General features: G+C 66.4%; 25 protein-coding genes. 12 read left to right on the top strand and 13 right to left on the bottom strand.

Translation table 11 applies throughout. The features are described 5' to 3' along the window. Positions 1-114: 114 nt before the first annotated feature. From tpx to RM96_RS33820, 8 genes are all read right to left on the bottom strand, one after another. On the bottom strand, positions 115-615 hold the full coding sequence (gene tpx, locus RM96_RS33855) for a thiol peroxidase (RefSeq protein WP_039016127.1): 501 nt from the start codon (positions 613-615) through the stop codon (positions 115-117). Positions 616-702: 87 nt separating this feature from the next. Further along, positions 703-2,196: a DUF3426 domain-containing protein gene (locus tag RM96_RS33850; protein WP_039016126.1), complete on the bottom strand. Its 1,494-nt coding sequence runs from the start codon at positions 2,194-2,196 to the stop codon at positions 703-705. 9 nt (positions 2,197-2,205) lie between these two features. After that, entirely contained in the window at positions 2,206-3,099 is an 894-nt protein-coding gene (gene prmA / locus RM96_RS33845; protein ID WP_039016125.1) for a 50S ribosomal protein L11 methyltransferase, read from the bottom strand. Positions 3,100-3,142: 43 nt separating this feature from the next. Further along, positions 3,143-4,510 carry an acetyl-CoA carboxylase biotin carboxylase subunit gene (gene accC / locus RM96_RS33840; RefSeq protein ID WP_039016124.1) on the bottom strand — a complete coding sequence of 456 codons (1,368 nt, stop codon included), beginning with the start codon at positions 4,508-4,510 and terminating at the stop codon, positions 3,143-3,145. 209 nt (positions 4,511-4,719) lie between these two features. Continuing rightward, the gene (gene accB, locus RM96_RS33835) at positions 4,720-5,181 is read right to left on the bottom strand and encodes an acetyl-CoA carboxylase biotin carboxyl carrier protein (RefSeq protein WP_039016123.1); all 462 of its coding nucleotides are present in this window, start codon (positions 5,179-5,181) and stop codon (positions 4,720-4,722) included. Positions 5,182-5,348: 167 nt separating this feature from the next. Beyond that, positions 5,349-5,837, bottom strand: coding sequence for a type II 3-dehydroquinate dehydratase (aroQ, locus tag RM96_RS33830; protein WP_039016122.1), 489 nt, complete (start codon positions 5,835-5,837; stop codon positions 5,349-5,351). Between the two features lie 214 nt (positions 5,838-6,051). Beyond that, a complete protein-coding gene (locus tag RM96_RS33825; RefSeq protein ID WP_039016121.1) occupies positions 6,052-6,600 on the bottom strand; it encodes a TlpA family protein disulfide reductase in 549 nt (182 codons plus the stop codon). A gap of 73 nt (positions 6,601-6,673) precedes the next feature. After that, positions 6,674-7,366 carry a hypothetical protein gene (locus RM96_RS33820; RefSeq protein ID WP_039016120.1) on the bottom strand — a complete coding sequence of 231 codons (693 nt, stop codon included), beginning with the start codon at positions 7,364-7,366 and terminating at the stop codon, positions 6,674-6,676. A 207-nt stretch (positions 7,367-7,573) separates the two neighbouring features. Here RM96_RS33820 and mpl point away from each other — a divergent pair, with 207 nt between their 5' ends. The 8 genes from mpl (at position 7,574) to mtgA (ending at position 16,001) form a co-directional block, all read left to right on the top strand. Further along, entirely contained in the window at positions 7,574-8,947 is a 1,374-nt protein-coding gene (gene mpl, locus RM96_RS33815) for a UDP-N-acetylmuramate:L-alanyl-gamma-D-glutamyl-meso-diaminopimelate ligase (RefSeq protein ID WP_039016119.1), read from the top strand. A gap of 10 nt (positions 8,948-8,957) precedes the next feature. After that, on the top strand, positions 8,958-9,575 hold the full coding sequence (locus RM96_RS33810) for a YqiA/YcfP family alpha/beta fold hydrolase (protein WP_039016118.1): 618 nt from the start codon (positions 8,958-8,960) through the stop codon (positions 9,573-9,575). Next, positions 9,572-10,177, top strand: a complete 606-nt coding sequence (locus RM96_RS33805) for a chorismate--pyruvate lyase family protein (RefSeq protein ID WP_052279904.1) — start codon at positions 9,572-9,574, stop codon at positions 10,175-10,177. The genes RM96_RS33810 and RM96_RS33805 overlap by 4 nt, the downstream gene beginning before the upstream one ends. Before the next feature lie 42 nt (positions 10,178-10,219). After that, positions 10,220-10,960 (top strand): 3-oxoacyl-ACP reductase FabG, encoded by a 741-nt coding sequence (gene fabG / locus RM96_RS33800; protein ID WP_039016117.1) that lies wholly within the window; start codon positions 10,220-10,222, stop codon positions 10,958-10,960. 233 nt (positions 10,961-11,193) lie between these two features. Continuing rightward, a complete protein-coding gene (locus tag RM96_RS33795) occupies positions 11,194-13,296 on the top strand; it encodes a ribonuclease catalytic domain-containing protein (RefSeq protein ID WP_039016116.1) in 2,103 nt (700 codons plus the stop codon). A 117-nt stretch (positions 13,297-13,413) separates the two neighbouring features. Then, positions 13,414-14,334 carry an energy transducer TonB family protein gene (locus RM96_RS33790; protein WP_039016115.1) on the top strand — a complete coding sequence of 307 codons (921 nt, stop codon included), beginning with the start codon at positions 13,414-13,416 and terminating at the stop codon, positions 14,332-14,334. After that, positions 14,334-15,221, top strand: coding sequence for a shikimate dehydrogenase (gene aroE / locus RM96_RS33785; protein ID WP_039016114.1), 888 nt, complete (start codon positions 14,334-14,336; stop codon positions 15,219-15,221). Before RM96_RS33790 ends, aroE begins: the two co-directional genes overlap by 1 nt. A gap of 78 nt (positions 15,222-15,299) precedes the next feature. Beyond that, positions 15,300-16,001: a monofunctional biosynthetic peptidoglycan transglycosylase gene (gene mtgA, locus RM96_RS33780; RefSeq protein WP_039016147.1), complete on the top strand. Its 702-nt coding sequence runs from the start codon at positions 15,300-15,302 to the stop codon at positions 15,999-16,001. A gap of 54 nt (positions 16,002-16,055) precedes the next feature. Here mtgA and corA read toward each other — a convergent pair whose 3' ends face one another. Together corA and RM96_RS33770 are read right to left on the bottom strand one after the other, a co-directional pair. Continuing rightward, on the bottom strand, positions 16,056-17,018 hold the full coding sequence (corA, locus tag RM96_RS33775) for a magnesium/cobalt transporter CorA (RefSeq protein ID WP_039016113.1): 963 nt from the start codon (positions 17,016-17,018) through the stop codon (positions 16,056-16,058). Positions 17,019-17,496: 478 nt separating this feature from the next. After that, positions 17,497-18,396 (bottom strand): DMT family transporter, encoded by a 900-nt coding sequence (locus tag RM96_RS33770; protein WP_039016112.1) that lies wholly within the window; start codon positions 18,394-18,396, stop codon positions 17,497-17,499. Positions 18,397-18,582: 186 nt separating this feature from the next. Between RM96_RS33770 and pyrF the strand changes: the two genes are divergently transcribed. Next, positions 18,583-19,401 (top strand): orotidine-5'-phosphate decarboxylase, encoded by an 819-nt coding sequence (pyrF, locus tag RM96_RS33765; RefSeq protein ID WP_039016111.1) that lies wholly within the window; start codon positions 18,583-18,585, stop codon positions 19,399-19,401. A 60-nt stretch (positions 19,402-19,461) separates the two neighbouring features. Here the strand turns inward: pyrF and RM96_RS33760 are convergent, their stop codons facing one another. From RM96_RS33760 to thiL, 3 genes are all read right to left on the bottom strand, one after another. Then, entirely contained in the window at positions 19,462-19,959 is a 498-nt protein-coding gene (locus tag RM96_RS33760) for a CinA family protein (protein ID WP_039016110.1), read from the bottom strand. A gap of 69 nt (positions 19,960-20,028) precedes the next feature. After that, positions 20,029-20,595 carry a phosphatidylglycerophosphatase A family protein gene (locus tag RM96_RS33755; protein WP_039016109.1) on the bottom strand — a complete coding sequence of 189 codons (567 nt, stop codon included), beginning with the start codon at positions 20,593-20,595 and terminating at the stop codon, positions 20,029-20,031. 128 nt (positions 20,596-20,723) lie between these two features. Next, a complete protein-coding gene (gene thiL, locus RM96_RS33750) occupies positions 20,724-21,704 on the bottom strand; it encodes a thiamine-phosphate kinase (RefSeq protein WP_039016108.1) in 981 nt (326 codons plus the stop codon). Positions 21,705-22,008: 304 nt separating this feature from the next. On the opposite strand from thiL, the gene RM96_RS33745 reads away from it, so the two are divergent. The 3 genes from RM96_RS33745 to RM96_RS33735 all read left to right on the top strand — a co-directional run bounded on the left by RM96_RS33745 (position 22,009) and on the right by RM96_RS33735 (position 25,717). Next, the gene (locus tag RM96_RS33745) at positions 22,009-24,333 is read left to right on the top strand and encodes an NADP-dependent malic enzyme (RefSeq protein WP_039016107.1); all 2,325 of its coding nucleotides are present in this window, start codon (positions 22,009-22,011) and stop codon (positions 24,331-24,333) included. Between the two features lie 398 nt (positions 24,334-24,731). Continuing rightward, positions 24,732-25,103, top strand: a complete 372-nt coding sequence (locus tag RM96_RS33740; RefSeq protein ID WP_039016106.1) for a ribonuclease domain-containing protein — start codon at positions 24,732-24,734, stop codon at positions 25,101-25,103. After that, positions 25,100-25,717, top strand: coding sequence for a barstar family protein (locus RM96_RS33735; RefSeq protein ID WP_039016105.1), 618 nt, complete (start codon positions 25,100-25,102; stop codon positions 25,715-25,717). Before RM96_RS33740 ends, RM96_RS33735 begins: the two co-directional genes overlap by 4 nt. The last annotated feature ends 14 nt before the right edge of the window (positions 25,718-25,731 follow it).

Here is a 25,731-nt window from a genome sequence, read left to right as displayed (position 1 = left end):
TCTCTCCAGTGCTTGTAGTGATTGCGTTGCGAAGGCTCGCAAACGGGAAGGTTAAAAAACGAAGCGGCCGCCCCGGGGATGCGGGCGGCCGTTGCCGGACAGGCGCGGCGTGTTTTACTTCAGCGCAGCCAGGGCAGCATCGTAGTCGGGCTCGGTCTTGATTTCCGGCACGAGCTGGCTGTACTTGACGGTGTTGTTCTCATCGAGCACGACCACTGCGCGGGCGGTCACGCCGGCCAGCGGGCCAGTCTTGATGTCCACACCGTAGCTGGTCTTGAAATCGGCGCCGCGCATCAGCGACAGCGGCACCACGTTGGCCAGGCCTTCGGCCGTGCAGAAGCGGCCCATCGCGAACGGCAGGTCGGCCGAGATGGTCAGCACCACGGTGTTGGCCAGGCTGCTGGCAGCTTCATTGAACTTGCGGGTGGAAGCCTGGCACACCGGCGTGTCGAGGCTGGGGACGATGTTCAGCACCTTGCGTTTGCCGGCGAAGTCGGCCAGCGTGACGTCCTTCAGGTCCTTGCCGACGAGCGAGAAATCGGCTGCCTTGTCGCCGGCCTTGGGAAACTTGCCCGCCACTTCGATCGGGTTGCCGCCGAGGGTAACGTTGCTCATGGGTCTACTCCTTGCTGTATAGGAATTCACTGGGGGGTGCGGCTGGCCACCGGTCTCGGATTCGGTCCGGCGGCCAGCCTGCGGAATTCAGGGATAGAAAATCAGCACGCGGTAGTTCGCTGCCGCCTGCTGCGTCCGGAATCGTACCCGAACCGGCAACTCAGTGCCCGCGCGAAGACCATGCGCGGCGAAGGCCTTTTGCGCCGGCTCAAGATAATCCGCCGGTTGCAGCACGCGGCGCAGCAGCAGCTGGTCCTGCAGGTCGGTCATCACCAGCTCGATGGCCGGCAGTGCCGTGGTGGCGCGGCCCTGGTTGCGCAGCGTGACGGCCAGCAGGTAGGCATCGCTGCCGTCGTCCTGCTTCTGCAGCTGCGACGTGTCGATGCGCAGCGCATCGATGTCGCGCCACGGCGGCACGGTGCAGCCGACTGGCGCGCACGCGGCCTCGAGTGCCGGGCGCAGCATCGGGAACTGGCCGGCAAGCTGGCTGCGCGCGAGATATACGCCCTGGACAATGATGCCCACGCCGAGCACCGCGGCGGCGGCCCACCACCACTGGCGCCGGGCGGGCGAGGCCGCGCCGGGCTGGCCCGCACGTCCGCGTTCTCGCTCGCGTGCCTGGCGCAGGAAATCGGGGGCAAATACCGGGCCGGCGGGCTGATCGTAGCGCTTCCAGCGGCGGGTCGCCTGTTCGCGGGCGATGGCGCCGGCGGTAGCGCTGAAATCGTTGGCCGGGCTGGAGGGCTCGGGTCCGTAGGCGGGGCCGTAGTTGTGTCCGTAGTCGCGTGCCGGTTCGTGGACGGGCGTGGGGCGGAATGACGGCTCGTGCTTCTGTCCGGCGGGCGCGCCGTGCCTCGGCTCGGCATCCTCCGCGCTGATGTCGCTCGATGCCGCGCGCAGGAATTCACCTGCGCTGAGCGTGACTGCCGGAGGAGGGAAGGGCTTGCTCTCTGCCGCGGCAGCAGGGGTCTCGCCGGCCGGTGCTTCAGCCTCGAATTCCTGCGCCGGCGTATGCGTCCGGTCGGAGTCTTCCAGCGCGCCGTGATCGAGTGCCGGCCAGGCAGCCGCGGCCGGCGTTGCGACGGACGGCTCGGGCGCGGCTTCCGGCGAGGCCAGCGACATCTCAGGCTCGGCGGCGCTGCCGGCCTCGGCCCTGTGGCTTTCCGATTCCTTCGCGGCCACCTCGGCCGCATCAGCGGCTTCAGCCGCGACGTCGCCGGGTTCAGCTTCCGTCGCGTGATCGTCCTGGCCGGCGTCTTCCGACGGCGACATCATCATGGTCGGAGAGTCGAGCGCGGGTACGTCGTAGCCGGGGTCATAGCCCGGGTCGAAGTCGGGGATTCGCGGCCGTGGCGTTTCCGCTTCCGGCGCGATCGCGGCGGCCGGCGCCGGGGGCTTTTGCGCGGCAGAAGCAGAAGGGCCCGCCTGCACCGGCACTTCGATCAGGTGTTCGCGTGCGTCAAAGACGGTGTCGCAGTGGCCGCAGCGCACCAGGCCCTGGCGCAGGCGCAACTGGTCCGCGACCAGCCGGAAGGCCGTGCGGCAGGCCGGGCAGCGTGTGACGAGCTTGGCGGCGGCCATCGGTGTGGATCAGGGACGGGTGCCGCTCAGGCAGACCCAGCCTTCCTCGCTGCGCCAGACAGACAGCGGCAGCCAGGGAGCGTAGGCAGCGGCGACTTCTTCCGCCTGGCGTTCGAGCACGCCAGACAGCACCAGGCGACCGCCCGGGCGCACGCGTGCGCTCAGCATGGCCGCCATCAGCTTGAGCGGATTGGATAGGATATTCGCCACGACCAGGTCGTAGCTGGCTTCGGACACCGATTCCGGCAGCGCGAACGTGGCTTGCACCTGGTTGCGGTCGGCGTTGTAGCGCGACGCTTCGACGGCGTTCGGATCGATATCGATGCCGATGGTCTCGCCCGCGCCAAGCTTGCGCGCGACGATGGCGAGGATGCCGGAGCCGCAGCCGTAGTCGAGCACGGTTTCGCCCGCCTTCAGGTTCTGCTCCAGCCACTGCATGCACAGCCGCGTGGTGGGATGGCTACCGGTGCCGAAGGCCAGGCCGGGGTCGAGTTCCAGCACCACCGCGTCAGGCTCCGGCGCATCGTGCCACGAGGGCACGACCCAGATCCGTTCGCCGATGCGGATCGGCTCGAACTGCGATTGCGTGAGCCGCACCCAGTCCTGGTCTTCCACGTCACGCAGCAGGTATGCCGGCACCGGATCGATGCCAAGCGCATTGGCCGCGGCCGCGACCACGAGCGCCGGATCGGTCTCGTCATCGAACAGCGCCACCACGCGCGAGCGGTTCCACGCGAGCTTGGTCGGTTCGAGCCCGGGCTCGCCGAACAGCGGCTGCTCGTCCGGCGTGTCGGCGTCGGCGTCTTCCACCGACACTGACAGCGCGCCGAGGTCGAACAGGGCGTCAGACCAGGCTTCGGCCTGGTCCTGCGCCACTTCGATCACACATTCCTGAAATGCCACGGGCTTCCTTGCTTACTGCGTGCGTATTGCGGATAACTTTGCGTCAGACCTTCTCGCCTTGTCCCGCGGCGCGCTGCGCCAGGCGGTTCTCGAGATAGTGGATGCTGGTGCCGCCTTCGACGAAATTGGCGTCCAGCATCAGCTCGCGATGCAAGGGTACATTGGTCTGGATGCCGTCCACCACCATTTCCGACAGCGCGATACGCATGCGGGCGATGGCCTGCTCGCGGGTCGCGCCATAAGTGATGATCTTGCCGATCATCGAATCGTAGGTGGGCGGTACGAAGTAGCCATCATACGCGTGCGAGTCGACCCGTACACCAGGTCCGCCGGGCATGTGCCATGCGGTGATGCGGCCAGGCGACGGCGTGAACTTGAAGGGGTCTTCCGCATTGATGCGGCATTCGACCGCATGCCCGCGGAACTGGATGTCCTTCTGGCGCACACGCAGCTTCTCGCCGAAGGCGATGCGGATCTGCTCCTGCACGATGTCGATGCCCGTGATCATCTCGGTGACCGGGTGCTCGACCTGCACGCGGGTGTTCATCTCGATGAAGTAGAACTCGTTGTTCTCGTACAGGAACTCGAAGGTGCCGGCGCCGCGGTAGCCCATCTTCTTGCAGGCCTCGGCGCAACGGTCGCCGATGCGCTCGATCAGGCGGCGCGGGATGTGCGGCGCGGGCGCTTCCTCGATCACCTTCTGGTGGCGGCGCTGCATGGAGCAGTCGCGCTCGCCCAGCCACACGGCCTGCCGGTGCTGGTCGGCCAGGATCTGGATTTCGACGTGGCGGGGGTTCTCCAGAAATTTCTCCATGTAGACCTCCGGGTTGCCGAAGGCACGGCCCGCTTCTTCACGCGTCATGTTGACGGCGTTGATCAGCGCGGCTTCGGTGTGCACCACGCGCATGCCGCGGCCGCCGCCGCCGCCGGCGGCCTTGATGATCACCGGGTAGCCCACGCGGCGCGCGGTCTCCAGGATTTCCTTGGGATCATTGGGCAGGGCGCCGTCGGAGCCCGGCACGCACGGCACGCCGGCCTTGATCATGGCCTGCTTGGCCGACACCTTGTCGCCCATCAGGCGGATGCTTTCGGCGGTCGGGCCGATAAAGACGAAGCCGGACTTTTCCACGCGCTCGGCAAAGTCGGCGTTCTCCGAGAGGAAGCCGTAGCCCGGGTGGATGGCCTGGGCGTCGGTCACCTCGGCGGCCGAGATGATGGCCGGCATGTTGAGGTACGACAGCGGCGACGGGGCCGGGCCGATACAGACGGCTTCGTCGGCCAGCTTGACGTACTTGGCTTCCTTGTCGGCCTCCGAGTACACCACCACCGTCTTGATGCCAAGTTCGCGGCAGGCGCGCTGGATGCGAAGGGCGATTTCACCGCGGTTCGCGATCAGAATTTTTTCAAACATGGTCTCTCTCTGCGAGAACGGGAGCGGTCCCGCTGCGTGCCGGGGCGGCACATCGGGCGCGCGGCCATGACGCTGGGCCGCGGTACTGCACGGGATGGGAGCCGCGATGCCCAAAACGTCGATGACGTCCAAGACGTCCGGGAGCCTGCGCCGGGCGTGCCTGCCGGTTCGGGCCATGGCAGCGTGCGGCGCGGCATGCCGGATCAGGCTCAGCCGATGACGAACAGCGGCTGGCCGTATTCGACTGCCTGGCCGTTCTCGACCAGGATTTCCTTGATCACGCCGGCCTTGTCGCACTCGATTTCATTGAGCAGCTTCATGGCTTCGATGATGCAGACGGTCTGGCCTTCCTTCACCGAGTCGCCGACATTGACGAACGGTGCGGCGCCCGGGGACGGTGCGCGGTAGAAGGTGCCGACCATCGGCGAGGTGACGATGTGGCCGGCCGGCAGTTGCGCAGCGGCGGGTTCGGCGGCGGGCGCGGCGGCTGCAGGTGCGGCGGCGGGCATGCCCGGCAGCGCCTGCATCTGCGGCATGGCCATCGGCGCGGCGATCACTTGCGGCGGTTGCTTGACGATACGCACCTTGCCGTCGCCTTCGGTGACTTCCAGCTCGGAGATGCCGGACTCGGCCACCAGGTCGATCAGCGTCTTCAGCTTGCGCAGGTCCATCTTCTATCCTCCTGAATCGGTTTATCGCGCCAGCGCCCGTCGGGACGGCGGCGGAAAAAATCATTGTTGCGCCCACCACCGTCCGCACCCTCCGCGCATGCTGCACACGCGCCGGGCGCGGGCCGCGAGGCGGCGCGCGTCATCTACTCGAAAACGTTTGGCGGGACTCAGCCCCCCGGTGGCGGCTGCTCCTGCCCGAGGGCATAGTCCAGCGCCAGCAGGTAACCCTGCCAGCCGAGTCCGCAGATCACCCCGACTGCCAGGTCGGAGAAATAAGAATGGTGGCGGAAGCTCTCGCGGCGATGCACGTTCGACAGGTGAACCTCGACAAACGGAATCGCCACCCCTGCCAGCGCATCGCGCAGCGCGACGCTGGTGTGCGTGTAGGCGGCCGGGTTGATGATGATGAAGTCGACGCCTTCGCCGCGCGCGGCATGGACGCGGTCGACCAGTGCCCCTTCATGGTTCGACTGGAACGATGCCAGCGCAATGCCGGCCTGGCTCGCATGCTGCGCGAGGGCGGCATCGATATCGGCAAGCGTGGTGTGCCCATACGTCTCCGGTTCGCGAGTGCCCAGCAAATTGAGGTTTGGCCCATGCAGGACCAGCACCTTGCGGTAGCGGGCGGAGCGACGGATGGAGCGGGAAGCAGTCACGGCGGCTCGACCAGTTGAACGAAATTGCGCGGAGATTACCGTAGCTTAGAGGGATTTGTCTAGCGCGCGATACAAGGCTTGACGACGCATGCACATGCTGGAGGGTCGATTGCCTCACATTTCAGGTATTGGGCGCCGTTTTTCTACGTTTTGGCGAAGATCAGCGAATTTTCTGAATTTTCGCCGAAGATTTCTCTTGGTCTGGCGTTGGCGCTCATGCGCCAGGCAGTACTGCACGCAATTCCCTGGCCGTGACCCTCCCCATTTTGCGGAATTTCACCGAGCCGTCCGGGTTTATCACTACGGTGTAGGGGAGGCCACCCGCCGCATTGCCGAAGTTGCGCGACAGCTCGGTGCCGGCAAAACCGGCCACCGCGAGCGGATATTCCACCGGCACTTTCTTGAGGAACTGCTGGATGTTCGTCGCCGAATCGATGCCGATCCCGACAAACTCGACCTGCTGGCCGGCATATTCAGCGTGCAATGACGTCAGTTCAGGCATTTCCTCGACGCACGGCCCGCACCACGGCGCCCAGAAATTGACGACGACTGTCTTGCCGCGGAACTTGCCCAGATCAATGTCGGAGCCGGCGGGATCCGGGAGCCGCGCCCGGAAGAAGGCTTCCACTGCCTGGTCGGACGCCGGCTTGGGCGAAAACACGAAGTGGCCGGCCAGCGCACCCGCCGCCGCGGCGATCACGGCAATGGCCAGCCAGAGCCACAGGCGGGAACGGCGGACGGGAGCAGGGGCAATGTTGGTCATGGGGAGATGGATCGGTTAGCCGCCGCGTTCGGGGGCGGTTCTCGCACGTTATTGCTATAGGGGCCGGAACGCCTCAGGCGGCCGCGCCGGGCTCGTCCGCGGCGGCGAGCAGGCTCCGCACCGCGTCCACATCCGCCCGGGGGAGTCGGCCGCCGGGTTCGGCGCGCGCGGCGCCGCGTTCGTCATCCGCATCATACAAGGCGATATGGATACCGACCGGGGCGCCGAGTTCCGCACGCACTTCGCCAGCCAGCAAGCGCGCTTCGCGCCGGTCCGGCCACTGGCCTTTCCAAAGGAAACTGAGGGTCTCGACTTCGCCGCGGCCATTGAAGTGCCGGGTTTCGCTGGTATCGAAGCTCACGCCTGCATTGAGCAGGTGCAAAGTGGCGTCCTTGGGGCTGTCGCAGAAACACTGCAGATAGATATCCGAATGCTCGGTGGCGGTGCCATTGAGCACGGCGCCGGCCAGGTAGGGGCGGAATTCGGCCAGGTCTTCCATGGCCAGCACGGCCAGCCGGCGCAGCAGGGCCAGGATGCGCGGCTGGCTGTCCGCGTGGAACAGCGCCTGGTAGGCGCGCACTTCGGCTTCGATCAGCTCGTTGTCGGGCAGCCACTCGCCGGCCACGCGCTGGTCGCCAAGCAGCTGGCGGGCGGCCTTGCGCTTGGCGGTGGCGTAGTCGGCGCCGTCCTCGGCAATCATGCGGGCGGCGGCCTGTGCGATCTCCTCGCGCAGGCGGGTGGGGTCGGGTGGGGCACGTCGGGACATGTCACGATCATACCGGAGCTGCGCACCGGGCAAGGCCCAATAAGGGTTGCGTCCGGGTTGCATCCGGTGCGGCAGTGCTGCGAAGGCCGCTGGTGCACGAATGTGCTCGGGTACAATCAGGGGCTTCCTGCCCGGCCCCGTGCGCCGCAGTGTGCCGCCGGGCGCCACGTTCCGAGCCTCCTGGCTTCAAGTCTTTCCGGGAACCCCATGCATATTCATATCCTTGGCATCTGTGGCACCTTCATGGGCGGCCTGGCGGTCCTCGCCAAGCAGGCGGGCCACCGCGTCACCGGCTGCGATGCCAACGTCTATCCCCCGATGAGCACCCAGCTCGAGGCCCAGGGCATCGAGCTGATCGAAGGTTTCGATCCGGCGCAGCTGTCGCTGGAGCCGGATCTCTTCGTCATCGGCAATGTGGTGTCCCGCGGCAATCCGCTGATGGAAGCCATCCTCAACCGGAACCTGCCGTATGTCTCGGGCCCGCAGTGGCTGGGCGAGCACGTGCTGGCCGGCAAGTGGGTGCTGGCTGTGGCCGGCACGCACGGCAAGACCACCACCACGTCGATGCTGGCCTGGATCCTGGAAGACGCCGGCTACAACCCGGGCTTCCTGGTGGGCGGCGTGCCGCAGAACTTCGGTATCTCGGCCCGCGTGACGGAGTCCGATTTCTTCGTGATCGAAGCGGATGAGTACGACACCGCCTTCTTCGACAAGCGCAGCAAGTTCGTCCACTACCGTCCGCGCACGGCGATCCTGAACAACCTTGAGTACGATCACGCCGACATCTTCCCCGATCTGGCGGCCATCGAGACACAGTTCCACCACCTGGTGCGCACCGTGCCGGGCCAGGGACGGGTCATCGTCAACGGCGTCGAAGAGAGCCTTGCGCGCGTGCTGGAGCGTGGCTGCTGGAGCGAGGTGGAGCAGTTCGGCGTGGGCGACTGGCGCGAAAGCGACGCCACCGAGGCCGGCAACGGCAAGGATGCCTTCGACGTCTGGTTCGGCGATGCCGTGCAGGGCCGCGTGAGCTGGGACCTGCAGGGCACCCACAACCGCATGAACGCATTGGCCGCCATCGCCGCCGCGCGGCATGTCGGGGTGCCACCGGCGCAGGCGATCGCGTCGCTCGGCCGCTTTGCCAACGTCAAGCGCCGCATGGAAGTGCGCGGCGTGGCCAATGGCGTGACAGTCTATGATGACTTCGCCCACCATCCCACCGCCATCCAGACCACGCTGGAAGGCCTGCGCCGCCGCGTGGGCGATGCCCGCATCCTGGCCGTGCTGGAGCCGCGCTCCAATACGATGAAGCTGGGCGTGATGAAGGCGCAGCTGCCGGCCAGCCTCGGGCAGGCCGACCTGGTGTTTGGCTATGGCGCCCCCAGCGGCAAGGACGCGCTGGGCTGGGACCTGGCCGAGGCGCTGGCGCCGCTCGGCGGCAAGGCAGCCGCCTTCCAGGACCTGACGGCACTGGTTGCCGCCGTGCGCGCCGCGGCGAAGCCGGGCGACCAGGTGCTGGTGATGAGCAACGGCGGCTTCGGCGGCGTGCACCAGAAGCTGCTCGACGCGCTCGCTGCCAGCTGAGGGGATTGCCATGCTGCTGTACCTGCACGGCTTCCGCTCCTCGCCGCAGTCCTTCAAGGCGCGGCTGGTGCAAGAGCGCATGCGCGAATGGGGCGTCGGGCGCTATTACGCCTGCCCCATGCTGAATGTCTCGCCGGCCCAGGCGGTCGCGCAGGCCGAGGCCGCGATCCGCGCCGCGCAGGCCGGCGGCGATCAGGAGATCGCCATCGTCGGGTCTTCGCTGGGCGGCTTCTATGCCCGCTGGCTGGGCGAGCGCCACAGCTGCAAGACCGTCCTGCTCAATCCGGCCATCCATCCGTGGACCGATCTTGAGCAGTACCTGGGCGACCAGCCGCTGTGGCATGGCGGCGGCTCGGTGACGGTCGAGCGCCGCCATCTGCAGGAATTGCTCGACCTGCGCGTGGATGCCATCACCCGCCCCGAACGCTATTACCTCATTGCCGCCACCGGCGACGAAGTGCTCGACTACCGCGAGATGGTCGCGGCCTGTCCGGGTGCGCATATCCGCGTGATCGAAGGCAGCGACCACGGCATCAGCGAATTTGCCGACTACGTCGACGATGTCCTGGCCTTCTGCGGCTATGGTCCCGGCGGCGTGGTACCCGCGGCAGCGGGCGGCACGGCATGAGCGCGCAGTTTGCGCGCCGCTGCGCCTGGGCCTGCCACCTGCCTTTCGATGCAGCGATCACGCCCAACCTGCGGCACTGGGTGACCGGCGAGGGCTCGCTGACCGCGCGATTGGTCGCGGCGTCGGAGCGCTTCCGCGTCGCGCGCCTGCTGCAGGAGCCGATGCGTCCGTTCGCCGACGAATGGCAGGCACTGGGCCAGCCCGACCGCCAGCCGGCGCTCACGCGCGAAGTGCTGCTGATCTGCGACGAAGTGCCCGCCGTGTTCGCCCACACCGTCGTATGGAAACGCCATGCCCGCCGCGACTGGCCGTTCCTGCGCGGGCTGGGCGAGCGGCCGCTGGGCGGCCGCCTGTTTGTCGATCCGTGCGTGCGGCGCGATCCGTTCCAGTTTGCGCGGCTGTTGCCGCACCATCCGCTGCGGCAGGCCTTGCAGCGGGTACTGCCGGCCATGGCGCCGGTGCCCATGCTGCCCGCGCGGCGCTCGGTGTTCCGGCGCGGCGGCGGCATGATGCTCGTGACAGAGGTCTTCTTGCCGGACCTGCTGGAGCGGCCTTCCCGGGGACCGAGGCAGGACGTTCAACCAGACCGACGCCCCGCCTGAACCACGAACCACAACACCAAGACATAGAAAGCAAAGAGAACGATGAAACTGCAGGGTCGCATTGCCATCATTACCGGCGCAGCCGCCGGCATCGGGTTTGCCACCGCCCAGCGCTTTGCCGCTGACGGTGCCATTGTCATCCTGTGCGACGTGCAGGAAGCGCGCGTGCGCGAAGCGGCGGCCACGCTGGCGGCGACGGGCGCCACGGTTGCGGCGTATCGCGTCGACGTCACGAAGCGCGAGGATGTCGATGCCATGGTCGCGGCCGTGCTGGCAGAGCATGGCCGCATCGACGTGCTGGTCAACAATGCCGGCATCACCAAGGACGCGCGCCTGGCCAAGATGACCGAGGCGCAATTCGACGCCGTGATCGACGTCAACCTGAAGGGCGTCTTCAATTGCGCGCAGGCCGTGGCCGGCATCATGAGCGAGCAGGGCAAGGGCGTGATCCTCAACGCCTCCAGCGTGGTCGGCCTGTACGGCAACTTCGGCCAGACCAACTATGCGGCCAGCAAGTTCGGTGTGATCGGCTTCACCAAGACCTGGGCGCGCGAGCTGGGCCCCAAGGGCGTGCGCGTCAACGCGGTATGCCCGGGCTTTGTCGGCACCGAGATCCTGCAGACCGTGCCGGAGAAGGTGCTCGACGGCATGAAGGCATCGTGCTGGCTGCGCCGCCTGGCCGAACCGTCGGAAATCGCCAGCATCTACGCCTTCCTGGCCAGCGACGACGCCAGCTACGTCAACGGCGTGGCCATCGAGGCCAGTGGCGGGATGTCGCTCTGAGGCAGTGGTGAAACCGCACCCCGGCGGTGCGGTATCATCACGGGTCTGCGGCCGGCCCTATGAAGGGTCCGGCCGGGGCGCCGCAACTGGCGCCGGAGGGCCTCGGAAGGCCTTTCCAGCCGTGGTCCGGGGCACTAGTCCGGCCTTTCGCATCATTTCTCCCACAGGACCCGCCCGCCCAGGTGTCACTACTGGCCACACGCGGTTCCCGGCATTTCTGAAAGTACCGATCGATGCAGTTGCTGTTCGAAGAAGGCGGCGAGATTCGCGCCGGCACCGTGCTGACCCAGCAGGGCGAGGCCTACCAGGTTGAATTGCCGGCCGGCAAGCGCACCAAGGTGAAGGCGCGCGACGTGCTGTTGCAGTTCGCGCAGCCGTCGGCGATCGAACTGGTGCGCCAGACCGGCGACATGACTGCCGAGATCGACCTCGATTTCCTGTGGGAATGCGCGCCGGAAGCCGAGTTCGGCTTTGCCGAGCTGGCCGCCGAATACTATGGCGCCGATGCCGGCCCGGTGCAGCAGGCCGCGCTGGCGATGGCGCTGCACGGCAATCCGGTCTATTTCCGCCGCAAGGGCCGCGGCCGCTACCAGCGCGCCCCGGAAGACCAGCTCAAGGCCGCGCTGGCCGCGCTGGAGCGCAAGAAGCAGCAGGCGCTGGTGCAGGCCGAGTATGAAGCGCAGCTCAAGGCGCTGACGCTGCCGGAATCGTTCCGCAACAAGGTGCTGCCGCTGCTGTTCAAGCCGGACAAGAACAGCCTCGAATACAAGGCGCTCGATGCCGCCTGCACCGCGCTCGGCATGTCGCCGATGCGCCTGATGGTGGCGGCGGGCGGCGTGTCCAGTGCGCGCGCGCTGCATGAAGCCAAGTTCCTGGCCGAGTGTTTCCCCAAGGGCACCGGCTTCCCGGATGCCGGCGTGCCGGAGCCGCCGTCCGATCTGCCGCTGGCGGACGTCGAGGCCTTCTCCATCGACGACGTCACCACCACCGAGATCGACGACGCATTGTCGGTGACCGAGCTGCCCGACGGCAAGCTGCGCATCGGCATCCATATCGCCGCGCCGGCGCTGGGCATCCGCCGCAGCGAGCCGCTCGACGTGGTGGCGCGCCAGCGCCTGTCGACGGTGTATTTCCCGGGCGACAAGATCACGATGCTGCCGGACACGGTGGTCGAGCGCTACACGCTGCAGGAAGGCCGGACTTGCCCGGCGTTGTCGCTCTATGTGACCGTGGACCCGTCGCTATGGCTAATCCTTGGCAGCGAGACGCGCGCGGAGATGGTGCCGATCGCGGCCAACCTGCGCCACAACCTGCTGGATGAGGTCATCACCGAGGCCTCGCTGGCCGACGGCAGCGGCGACTACCCGTTCCGCGCGCAGCTCACGCGGCTGTGGCACTTTGCCGGCTCCCTCTATGACGAGCGCCAGAAGGCGCGCCTTGCCAGCGGGTTGCGGCCGGAATCGCACAACCGCGCCGACTTCAACTTCTACCTGGACGACCAGGCCGACGGCAGCCAGCGCGTGCGCATCGAGCAGCGCAAGCGCGGCTCGCCGCTGGACAAGATCGTGGCCGAGCTGATGATCCTGGCCAACAGCACCTGGGGCAAGCTGCTGGCGGACAACGGCGTGCCAGGCATCTACCGCACGCAGAAGGCGTGGGGCATGCACCGCACCCGCATGCAGACCTACCCGGCCCCGCACGAGGGCCTGGGCGTGGCGCAGTACGCGTGGAGCACTTCGCCGCTGCGCCGCTATGTCGACCTGGTCAACCAGTGGCAGATCCTGGCGGTGGCCCAGCATGGCGTAACCGCCAAGCTGGTGGCCCCGTTCAAGCCCAAGGATGCCGACCTGCTGGCGGCCGTGGCCGATTTCGAAGGCACGTACGCGGCCTATGCCGACCACCAGTCCACCATGGAGCGCTACTGGTGCCTGCGCTGGCTCATGCAGGAAAAGCGCGAGCGCATGATGGCCTCGGTGCTCAAGGAAGGCGCGGTGCGCTTTACCGAGATTCCGCTGGTGACGCGCGTGCCGGAACTGGCGCAGGCGGCACGCGGCACGCAGGTGCTGCTGGAGATCGGCGCCATCGACGAAATCACCCTCGAGGTCTCTTGCCGGGTGCTGGAAGTCTTTGCCGGCGAAGGCGAATTGCCCGAGGAAGAACTGGAAAGCGACGAAGAAGCCGCAGAGGTCTCGGCCGAAGCAGCTGCCGAGGTCGCCGCGGAAGAGGCGGCCGAACAGGCTGTGGGCGTGGCAGCCGAGCCGGCTGAAGGTGGTGGCGAGGCCAGTGGCGACGAGGCGTCGGCAGGGCGCGACACTGACGCCCCGGCGGCCGGCTGAGCGTATCGGAAAAGCCCGGGGCTCACATACAATGGCTGTCTGGCCCGGGTGCTTGTCCGGGCCGGGCCGAACCGACATTCCCGCCGTCCATCCAGAGCCCTTTGGCAAGCCCTTATCGTGAACGCCGCACTCGCCGCTCCCCGCCATTGGTGGCAAACCAGCAGTACGCTGGCCAAGGCGCTGGCCATTTCCGTGGCGGTGCACGTGCTGCTGCTGATGGTCCGCGTAGCGGCGCCTGAAGTGTTCGAGATCAAGCGCACCGATGCCGCGCTGGACGTGGTGCTGGTCAATTCCAAGTCGGCGCAGAAGCCGCGCAACCCAACCGTGCTGGCGCAGGCCAATCTCGACGGCGGTGGTGACAACGACCAGCAACGTGCCACCACGCCGTTGCCGGCACAGACCGTGACGCAGGAGGGCGACCTGGTGCGCCAGGTCCAGCGCCGCGTCGAACAGCTCGAACAGGAACAGCAGCGCCTGCTGACCCAGGCGCGCGAGCCGCAGCCGTCCGTGCGCAACCAGCCGCTCAAGCCGGGCGAGCAGCGCCTGGACAATCCGCAGCGCGGCCAGGACGAACGCACCTCGACCAGCGAGATGGCCAAGCTCGAGGCCGAGATCGGCCGCAATCTCGAGCACTACGCCAAGCGGCCCAAGCGCTTCCAGCTCACTGCCACCAGCGCGCAGGCTGTCGACTACGCGCAGTACTACGACCGCCTGCGCCGCAAGATCGAGGCGCGCGGCACCACCGATTTCCCGCAACACAACGGCAAGCCGCTGTATGGCCAGCTGATCCTGGTGATCAACGTCAACCGGCTGGGCAAGCTCGGCTACAACCGCGACGGCTATAACGTCGACGCCATCGACGTGGTCAAGAGCTCCGGCGATCCGGCGCTGGACCGCCAGGCGGTCGCCATCGTCCGCGCGGCGGCGCCGTTCGGGCCGTTCACGGCCGAGATGTCGGCGCGCCAGGACATTCTCGAAGTCATTTCCACTTTCAAGTTTTCGCGAAGCGGGCTGGAAACCCGCTTGCAGGCACGCTGATGACATCCACTTCTTCGCCCCAGACAACGCCCGACCGCTATGTGGTGGTCGGCAACCCGGTAGCGCACAGCCGTTCGCCCGCGATCCACGCCGCTTTCGCCCGCCAGACCGGCGAGGCGATCCAGTATGACCGGCTCGAGGCCCCGCTCGATGCGTTCGCCGACACCGTGCGCAAGTTCCTGGCCGAGGGCGGCCACGGCTTCAACGTGACCGTGCCGTTCAAGCTGGAAGCGTATGACCTGGCCGACCGCCTGACCCCGCGCGCGGAAGCCGCGGGCGCGGTCAACACGATGTGGATCGAAGACGGGCTGATCCATGGCGACAATACCGATGGCATCGGCCTGGTGCGCGATATCCAGGACAACCTCGACACCCTGCTCGAAGGCCAGCGCGTGCTGCTGCTGGGCGCCGGCGGCGCAGCCATGGGCGCGATGCTCCCGTTGATCGAATGCCGCCCGTCGCGCATCGTCGTGGCCAACCGCACGGCCTCGCGCGCCAGCGACATGCTGGAAGAATTCGTCGAAGCTGCCGACCAGTACGGCGTGGAGCTGTGGGGTGGTGGTCTCGACGCACTGGAGGCGCTGTCCGAAGACGAATCCTGCGACGTGGTGATCAACGCCTCTTCCAGCAGCCTGCACGGTGAAGTGCCGCCGATGCCGGAGTTCCTGCTGGGCGAAGGCGTGCTGGCCTACGACATGATGTACGGCGCCGAGCCGACCGTGTTCCTGCAATTTGCGGCCAAATGCGGCGCACGCACCAGCGACGGCCTTGGCATGCTGGTCGAGCAGGCGGCCGAAGCCTTCTACATCTGGCGCGGCGTGCGGCCCCGCACGGCGCCCGTGCTGGCCGAGCTGCGCGCGGCGCTGCAGGCCGAACGCACGGGCTGACGCGGACTACCGCCCATCGTGGCCACCCGCAATCGTCCGAACCGCGCTACGCCCTCGGGCGGCGCGGTCTTCAACCCGCTGCGCTGGCTGGGCTACCTGCTCGGCTGTCTGATTGCCGGCGTGCTGGCGATGCAGCTGTACTTCTTCGTGCAGATTGCCAGCTGGCAATACGTGAATCCGTCTTCGACGACATTCATGCGCGCCGAGCGCTGGCGCCTGTGCGGCATCAATGTCTGGAACTGCAGGATCGACCGGCGCTGGGTGCCGTACGACCAGATTTCGCGCAACCTGAAGCGCGCCGTCATCGCCAGCGAGGATGCCGACTTCGTCAATCATCCCGGCTATGAACTCGACGCCATGCTCGACGCATGGGAGCGCAACAAGAAGCGCGGCCGCATCGTGCGCGGCGGCTCGACCATTACGCAGCAGCTGGCCAAGAACCTGTTCCTGTCGTCCGAGCAGCATTACCTGCGCAAGGGGCAGGAGCTGGCGATCACGTGGATGCTGGAGTTCTGGCTCGACAAGCAGCGGATCTACGAGATCTACCTGAATTCGGTCGAGTGGGGCGAGGGCGTGTTTGGTGCGGAGGCCGCGGCCGACCACTATTTCAGGACCACGGCCAACAAGCTCGGCGTGGGCCAGGCCGCGCGCCTGGCCGCTGCGCTCCCGGCGCCGAAGTGCTTCGACAAGAAGGAATACTGCGCCAATGTGCGCGTCAACTTCCGCGTGAAGGCGGGCATCATCGCGCGGCGGATGGGGGCCGCTACGCTGCCGGATTGAGGGTTTGCTCCCATCCCCCACTGCGCGGGAGAGGGGAGCCAGGCTGCGGCATGCTCAGCTCAGCCAGCCCTTCCTCCTGAAGTACACCAGCGGAATCGCCGCCGACACCGCCATCAGCGCAATCGCCCACGGATACCCCGCCGCCCAGTCCAGCTCCGGCATGATCTTGAAGTTCATGCCGTAGATGCTGGCGATCAAGGTCGGCGGCATCAGCGCCACCGACACCACCGAGAACAGCTTGATGATCTTGTTCTGGTTGATGTTGATGAAACCGACCGTCGCGTCCATCAGGAAGTTGATCTTGTCGAACAGGAACGCGGTGTGGTTCTCGATCGAGTCGATATCGCGCAGGATCTGGCGGGCCTCGTCCTGCTGCTCGGCCGACAGCAACTGGCTGCGCATCAGGAAGGACACCGCGCGGCGCGTGTCCATCACGTTGCGGCGGATGCGCCCGTTCAAGTCTTCCTCGCGGGCGATGGTTTCCAGTACGTCGGCTGCCGCGGCGTCGGTCACGTTCTCGGCCAGCACGCGGCGGCTGGCTTCTTCCAGGCGTTCGTAGATTTCCTCGATGGAGTCGGCGGAGTATTCGGCGTCGGTCGCGTACAGGTCCATCAGTACGTCCTTCGCGTTGCGCACCGAGCCCGGGCGCATGCGCGCGCGCAGGCGCACCAGGCGGAACACCGGCAGGTCTTCGTCGTGGATGGAAAACAGGACGTCGCGCGTCAGCACGAAGGCCACGCGCACGTTGCGCGAGGACTCTTCCTCGGCCAGCAGGAAGTCGGTGCGGATGTGGATATTCTCGTCTTCACCCTCGAAATAGCGGGCCGAAGCCTCCAGGTCGCCCAGGTCTTCCAGTTCGGGAAGGACGACGCCATAGGCTTCCTTGATCCAGGCCAGTTCCTCGTCGTCAGGGCTGACGACGTCGATCCAGATCGGCTTGTGCTGCAGCAGCTCGTTGCGCTCGTCGACCTGCTCCTGGGCAAGCCGGCCTTTTTGCAGGACGAACAGGTTGATCATCCCCGGGATTCCTTATTACTGATTGCGACGAAAAACAAAGACAAGCGCGAAGACAAGCGCAGGCGGGCTCGCCGCATCCCAGGTGGTCCGTAATGCCCTGAATGGCACCACCAGAACGGCGGGGCCGGGCCACGGGCAAGCGTGATCGCGCTGTGCGCTGGCACAAGGCGATGGCGTTTGCCTGGGTTGGCTGGCAAGCCGGGAGAGGGAAGTTCCGCAAGTGCGGCTGCGCGACTGGCAGCCGTCGGTGACACGGAAAGACACTCGCCCGCAGTGTGCTGCGGGCGAGGGCGACGAGGCGGGAGCCTGGCTCCGGCGGGTCGTCGTTACGCAGCCCGCAGTGACATGGCATTCAGTGAAGTCGCAGCGTTGCTGCGGCAACTCGAACACCCGATGCTACTGCCCACGTAATTTCTCCGGGATTGTGATGGCCGCGAGTGTAGCCCAACGGAGGGGGGCTTGTTAAGCGAAATCTCGGTCAGTTCATAGCACCGCGCAGGCGGCGCAACACCAGCGGTACGAGCATCACCGACGACAGTGACGCGAACATCAGCACGATGGCCGCGTAGTCCTGCCAGTGGGGCTGCTCGCCCAGCATCCACATGCCCGAGAACACGCCCACCACGGGGATGAACATGATCGACAGGCTCGACACCACCGGTGGCAGGCTGCGCGCCAGCCCGAACCAGACCAGGTGGCAGTAGGCGAAGACCACCACCGCGTTGTAGGCAATCGCGCCCCATTCGACGAGGGTCGGCATGCGCCAGCCGCTTTCCAGCAGCAGCGAGCCGGCGCCCAGGAACGGCAGGGTGACGGCCAGCATCCAGAAGGTCAGCGTGCCGATCGGGACGTCGGTCTGCGTGCGCTTCATCAGCTGGGTGCCGAAGCCCCAGCCGGCCGCGGCCACCAGCATCAGCAGGGTGCCCGCCGGGCTGCCGGTCAGCGCGCTGATCTCGCCCGACAGCAGCAGGACTGTGCCCGCCAGCGCGCAGGCGATGCCGATCCAGGCCGACACGCCGATGCGGTCGCGGTACAGCACCAGCCCCCACACCACCGCCCAGATCGGCATGGTGTAGCCGAGGATGGCGGCGCGCCCCGAAGACAACATCTTGACCGCGCAGATGGCGAACAGGTGCCAGACCACCATGTTCGGCAGCGCCAGCCTGACCACCGTACCCCATTGCGAGCGCGGCACATACAGCGAGTCGCCCCGGATGCGCAGTGCCAGCCCCAGTGCCGCCAGGCCGCCGGCCATGCACAGCAGGCGGAAGCCCATGGCGGGAAAGTGCGCTACGCCAACCTTCATGATGGGCCAGTTGATGCCCCAGGCCAGGGTGAGGATGACCAGGAGGACCAGGCCGCGTCGATCGAGAGACATGTGGGAGAGGGGCGGCTGTGCAGGATGCCGCTCTTTGTTTTGTCAGGAGCGCAAAACGATAGCACGCAGCGGGTAAAATTGCCGGTAACGACATATGCTGCGGACATGAGGATTGTTCACCTCGTCCGCGGCCAACCGCGCCGGCGGGCCCGACGGGCGCCGGCGCCACCAGGATATCGAGTACCCATGACATTCATCGAGCAGCTGTCTGCCGCCTGGCAGCGCAACGATTCCCTACTCTGCGTCGGGCTCGATCCTGACCCGCAGAAGCTCCCGCTCTCCATGACCGGCACCGGCGGCGCCATCTTTTCGTTCTGCCGCGAGATCGTCGACGCCACCGCCGACCTGGTCTGCGCCTTCAAGCCCCAGATCGCCTATTTCCACTCGCAGCGCGCCGAAGACCAGCTCGAGCAGCTGATCCATTACATCCACGATGCCCATCCCGGGATTCCCGTGATCCTGGACGCCAAGCGCGGCGATATCGGCTCGACGGCCGAGCATTACGCCGTCGAGGCCTTCGAGCGCTACAAGGCCGACGCGGTGACGGTCAGCCCCTATATGGGCTTCGATTCGATGCAGCCGTACCTGGCCTATCCCGAGCGGGGCGTGATCGTGCTGTGCCGCACCTCCAACCCGGGCGGCTCGGACGTGCAGTTCCTGCAGGTGGACGGCAAGCCGCTGTACCAGCTGGTGGCCGAGGCGGCCAGGGAGCGCTGGAACACGACCGGCCAGATGGGCCTGGTGGTGGGCGCGACCTTCCCGAACGAGATTGCACGGGTGCGCCAGATCGTCGGCGACATGCCGCTGCTGATTCCGGGCATCGGCGCCCAGGGCGGCGATATCGAGGCCACCGTCAAGGCCGGCCGCACGGCCGATGGCACCGGCATGATGATCAATTCGTCGCGTGCGATCCTCTACGCCAGTCGCGAGAAGGACTTCGCCACCGCGGCGCGCAATGTCGCGCTGCAGACCCGCGAGACCATCAATCGCTACCGGCACGGCTGAGGACGGGGCAGGCCCCTCTGGTAAAAGCCGCGTCAGGCAAATGACGCGGCTTTTTTGTTGTCAGGCTTCGTTCCGGACCAGCTCCAGCAGCCCGCGCATGGCGTGCTCGGCGGCCTGGCGGCGGATCTGGCCGCGATCGCCGCGGAAGCGCTGGGTCTCGGTGCGGGTGGTGATACGGTTGCTCCAGCCGAAGCAGACCATGCCGACCGGCTTCTCGGGCGTGCCGCCGTTCGGCCCGGCCACACCGGTGATCGACAGCGCCACCTGGGCGCGGCTGTTGAGCAGGGCGCCTTCCGCCATGGCGTGCGCGACTTCCTCGCTTACCGCGCCGAAGTCGCGGATCAGCTTGGCCGGCACGCCGAGCATGGTGGTCTTGGCTTCATTGGAATAGGTAACGAAGCCGCGCTCGAACCAGCCGGACGAGCCCGACACATCGGTGATGGCCGCGGCGACCAGCCCGCCGGTGCACGATTCGGCGGTGGCAAGCATCAGCGAGGTTTCGGCAAGGGCAACGCCGGCCTGGATGGCTAGCTGGTCGAGCAGGCGGCTGACGGACATGATTGACAGATCTTGGGTGACGTTGGACGGCGTTCGTGGGGTGAGGCGCGCGGATCGCGGAGTTTGCGGTCAGAACGACCGCCACAGCGCGAACACGAGCAGCGTGTAGAAGGCGGCAAAGATGTCGTCGAACATCACGCCGAACGCACCGCGCAGGCCCGGGCCCTTGAGCGTGCGGTCGTAGAAGCCGATGGGCGCCGGCTTGGCGATGTCGAACAGGCGGAACCACAGGAAGGCCGCGAACTGGCCCCAGAAGCCGGTGGGGGTGACGAAGGCCAGCACCAGCCAGAACGCCACGATCTCGTCCCAGACCATGGCGCCGTGGTCGTGCACGCCCATGTCGCGCGCAGTGCGGGCGCACGCCCACAGGCCCAGCAGGAAGCCGGCGGCGATGATCCACAGCCAGGTCACCGGCTCTATCCACAGGGAAAAGACCACGAACGACAGCCAGCCGTAGAGCGTGCCGACCGTACCGGGGCTGACCGGCGACAGGCCGGAGCCGAACCCGAGGGCGATCAGGTGGGCCGGATGGGCCAGCATGAAGCGGGCCGTCGGGCGCGTGACCTTGACGGTCTGCCCGGCTTCAACGGTGATGGCGGGGTCGCGTGGCGCGGCTCCGGGCGGGAGAGTGGACATCGAATTGGCTCGTGTATGTCTTATGTTTTATGACCGGGGCGGCCGGGCTGCCAGTTTTTGTACGTCCCTGGTACAGGCATTGCCGAAGCCCCGATTGCCGGCATCATGACACGCCGGCGGCCTGCCTGTCAGGGCGAGGCGAAATGGTCGAAGCTGGCGCCGGCGTAGACGGTCGGATTGCCTTCGCGGTCCACCAGCCTGAGGCCGGGTTCCGGCGTGATCGTGCCGACACGGGAGAGCGGCAGCGCCAGCCGTTCACTGATGGCCGCAATGGCGTCGCGATTGCCCGCCGGCGCGGTAAAGCAGAGTTCGTAGTCGTCGCCGCCGGCCAGCACGCACTCGCGCTGCAGGGTTTCCGGCTGGCTGGCCAGCACGGCCGAGCGCGGCAGGGCATCGACATCGACCAGTGCGCCGACCTGCGAGCGCGCCAGGATATGGCCGAGATCGCCGATCAGGCCGTCGGAAATATCCAGCGCCGCGTGGGCGACGCCGCGCAGCGCCAGGCCGAGCGCCACGCGCGGGGTCGGCATTTCCATGCGCGGGCGGACCTGGCTGAATTCCGGCTCGGGCAGCAGCCATTCGCCACGGCAGTCACCCAGCGCCAGCCGGGCGTCGCCGAGCGTGCCGGAGATCCAGATATCGTCTCCCGGACGGGCGGCGTCGCGGCGCAAGGCGGTGCGCAGCGGCACATCGCCGAAGACGGTTAGGCTCAGGGTAAGGGGGCCGCGCGTGGTGTCGCCGCCGATCAGCTCGCAGCCATGCGCATCGGCCAGGGCCAGCATGCCTTCGGCCAGGCCGGCCAGCCAGTCGGGCTCCGCCTCGGGCAGGGCCAGCGCCAGCGTGAAGGCGCGCGGCTCGGCGCCCATCGCGGCCAGGTCCGACAGGTTGACCGCCAGGGCCTTGTGGCCGAGGGCAACCGGCGAGACATCGGGGAAAAAATGCCGTCCGCTTACCAGCATATCGGTGCTGATTGCAAGATGATGGCCAGGCCGACCCTCGATCAGCGCACAATCGTCACCTACGCCCAGCGCGGCCTTGCGTACCGGGCGGGTGAAGAAACGGCGAATCAGGTCGAACTCGGAGAGCTGGGCGCTGGCGGAAGTGGACATTGGGGAAGACCGGGCCAGGGCGCTGGCGGCGGGTAGACAGGGGTGGCGGATCGGGACGACGATGGCGGGAAGCTCGCGTTTCGGCAAGATACCGTAGCGGGCGTCAGCATTGCTGGTCAAGCCCCGTCGCTTGGGGCATATTGTACTGAAACGCAAAGCTGCTCCATGTAAAACGCTTATTGTGAAATAATATTTCACAATATAAAATGCTGGGTCCAAAGGAAGAGAAGGGCGGGCACGTGGAGCCGGTCCGCCGATCGTCCAGCCTCGTCAATGACGGCTCCACCGATTGGAAGATGCGCCGATGACAAGCCCTCAGCAGTCCCCGTCCCAAGACGATCTGAAACAGCAGCAGCGTGAGGCGCTGCGCAAAGCGGCGCTCGAGTATCACGAGTTTCCGACCCCCGGCAAGATCTCCGTCACGCCCACCAAGCCGCTGTCGAACCAGCGCGACCTGGCCCTGGCCTACTCGCCAGGCGTAGCGGCCGCTTGTGAAGAAATTGTTATTGATCCGGCCAACTCGTTCCGCTACACCGCCCGCGGCAACCTGGTAGCCGTGATTACCAACGGCACCGCCGTGCTGGGCCTCGGCGATATCGGTGCCGCGGCCTCCAAGCCGGTGATGGAAGGCAAGGCCGGCCTGTTCAAGAAGTTTGCCGGTATCGACGTGTTCGATATCGAAGTCGACGAGAAAGACCCCGAGAAGCTGGTCCAGATCATCGCCGCGCTTGAACCGACCTTCGGTGGCATCAACCTGGAAGACATCAAGGCACCGGAGTGCTTCTACGTCGAGCGCAAGCTGCGCGAGAAGATGAAGATCCCCGTCTTCCACGACGACCAGCACGGCACCGCCATCGTAGTGGCGGCGGCCATCATCAACGGCCTGAAGGTGGTCGGCAAGGACATCAAGAAGGTCAAGCTGGTTGCCTCGGGCGCCGGCGCAGCCGCGCTGGCCTGCCTGGACCTGCTTGTCGACATCGGCCTGCCGATCGAGAACATCTGGGTGACCGACCTGGCCGGCGTGGTCTACGAAGGCCGTACCGAGCTGATGGATCCGGAAAAAGCGCGCTTCATGCAGAAGACCGACAAGCGCAAGCTTGCCGAGGTGATCGACGGCGCCGACATTTTCCTGGGCCTGTCCGCCGCGGGCGTGCTCAAGCAGGACATGGTCCAGCGCATGGCCGACAAGCCGCTGGTGCTGGCGCTGGCCAACCCGAATCCGGAAATTGCGCCGGAGCTGGTCAAGGAAGTGCGCCCGGACGCCGTGATGGCCACGGGCCGTACCGACTACCCGAACCAGGTCAACAACGTCCTGTGCTTCCCGTTCATCTTCCGCGGCGCGCTGGACTGCGGCGCCACTACGATCACGCGCGAGATGGAAATCGCCGCGGCCAATGCGCTGGCCGAGCTGGCACGCCAGGAGCAGAGCGATATCGTCGCCACTGCCTATGGCATCCAGGACCTCTCGTTCGGCCCGGAGTACCTGATCCCGAAGCCGTTCGATCCCCGCCTGATCGTCAAGGTGGCCCCGGCCGTGGCGGAAGCCGCCATGAAGTCCGGCGTGGCTGCCCGCCCGATCGAGGACATGGACGCCTACCGCCTGCAGCTGCAGCAGTTCGTGTACCACTCCGGCACGCTGATGAAGCCGATCTACGCCGCCGCGCGCAAGGTCGAGATGGAGAAGAAGCGCATCGTCTTCGCCGAGGGCGAAGAGGAGCGCGTGCTGCGCGCCGTGCAGGTGATCGTCGACGAAAAGCTGGCCAACCCGATCCTGATCGGCCGTCCGGCCGTGCTGCAGCACCGCATCGAACGCTTCGGCCTGCGCCTGCGCCCGGGCGTGGACTTCACGGTGGTCAACCCCGAGCACGATGAGCGCTTCCGCGCCTATTCCGATACGTATTACCGGATGATGGCGCGCGAAGGCGTCACGCCGCAGTATGCCAAGCTGGAACTGCGCCGCCGCACCACCCTGATCGGCGCCATGCTGGTCAAGCAGGGCGAGGCCGACGGCATGATCTGCGGCACGGTCAGCAACACCGCGGCTCACCTGCGCTATATCGACCAGGTGCTGGGCGGCACCAACAAGGTCTACGCGGCGATGAACGGCCTGGTCCTGCCGGGCCGCCAGATCTTCCTGGTCGACACCCACGTCAATGTGGATCCGACCGCCGACGAACTGGCCGAGATCACGCTGATGGCCGCGGAAGAGCTCAAGCGCTTCGGCATCGAGCCGAAGATCGGCCTGCTGTCGCATTCGAACTTCGGCTCGTCCGATGCGCCTTCGGCCCGCAAGATGCGCGAGACGCTCGCCATCCTGCGCGAACGCGCCCCGGATCTCGAAGTGGACGGCGAAATGCACGGCGACAGCGCGCTCGACCAGAAGCTGCGCGACCAGCTGGTGCCGGACGGCGCCCTCAAGGGCGAAGCCAACCTGCTGGTCTGCCCGAACATCGACGCCGCCAATATCTCGTACAACCTGCTCAAGGTTGCCGCGGGCAATAATGTGGCGATCGGGCCGATCCTGCTGGGCGTGAAGGCGCCGGTGCACATCCTGACGCCGTCGGCGACGGTACGCCGCATCGTCAACATGACTTCGCTGGTCGTGGTGGACGCTGCCGCCAAGCGTTGAATGTCAGTGTGACGCGAGGTATGGAAAAGCCGGGCTCGCCCGGCTTTTTTTGTGCCCTTTTTGTATTCTGGCCTATCTTGCCGGCTGCGTCGTTAGTATGCGCACACATACAATTAACATGTTGAAACAATTGAAGTTTTCCCGCCTGCAGCGGCGCGGGATTGATTAATTGCGTGCATGCGCGTAACCTTACGCCTTTGATACAGGCGCTCGCCTCGAGCGCGCCGGTGCGGTCGACGCCTTGCAGGCGGCGGCCAGGGGTGGCCCGGACACGTTGTCTACCCAAATAGCGGCAGGCTCGATTCCCGGTTCAACCAAGACACACAAGCAACGTGGGTTCTCAGATTTCTCTGACGCAGCGCGCGAATTTCCAGGCATTGCCGGCACGTGCGGCACGGATGCTGGCGCAGGCGATGTCCGGCGTGGCGCTGGTCCTGGCACTGGCGCAGCCATCGCTGGCCCGCCAGTCTCAGCCCGAGGCGACGGGAACCATCGCCGTGCAGCAGTTGCCCAACGAAGCACAGCAGACCCTGGAACGCATCGAGGCCGGCGGCCCGTTTCCGTATGACAAGGATGGTGCGAGGTTCGGTAACTACGAACGCATCCTGCCGCAGCAGCAACGCGGTTATTACCGCGAATACACGGTCAAGAGTGCCAAGAGCCGGAATCGGGGAGCGAAGCGGATCGTATGCGGCGGTGATCAACGCGCCGCCAACGACTGTTACTACACGGACGATCACTACAACAGTTTCAAACGGATAACCAAATGATGACTGACATTTTCGGACTGGGCGACGCCCTTGCCGCCCGCGAAGAGCGCGGCGCCGGAGATGGCTGGCAGCGGGCACAGCATCAGGCCCAGAACCTATATGACAATGTGCTGATGATGCCGCGCCAAGAGCTCACGCACAAACTACCGCCCGCAACTGCGCCCGCGACCTTGCCGGTCGGTGCGGGTTGGGCCGACGGCACCAATGAGGGAGCCATGAACCTGTTCAAGACGGTGCGTCCGAACATCGTCCAGTCGATCCGCGCATTTCGTGTGCCGGAACTTGCCCAGGCGGCGGCCGATCTCGGCCAGCACTTCCTGTATGCCAGCTGCGCCCATTGCGCGAGCAAGGCAGAGATCCTGGAAACGATTGCCACGTCGTTTACTTTCCCGAAGCATTTCGGCAAGAATTTCGACGCGCTGTCGGACTGCCTGACCGACATGATCTACAAGGCCGGCCCGCAGCCGGGCTTCGTGATCGTGCTCGAAGGCCTGCCGATCGCACAGAAATTCGACAAGGAAGCGCGCGAAGTGCTGCTGGACGTCTTCCGCGATGCCGCGGAATTCTGGGGCGAGCGCAAGGTGCAATTCCGCGTTTTCTATTCGTTCGCCTGAACGGCTCCCGCCCC

The organism is Cupriavidus sp. IDO, from assembly GCF_000812465.1.
Classification (GTDB): domain Bacteria; phylum Pseudomonadota; class Gammaproteobacteria; order Burkholderiales; family Burkholderiaceae; genus Cupriavidus.
This window is presented reverse-complemented; position numbering and strand designations above follow the sequence as displayed.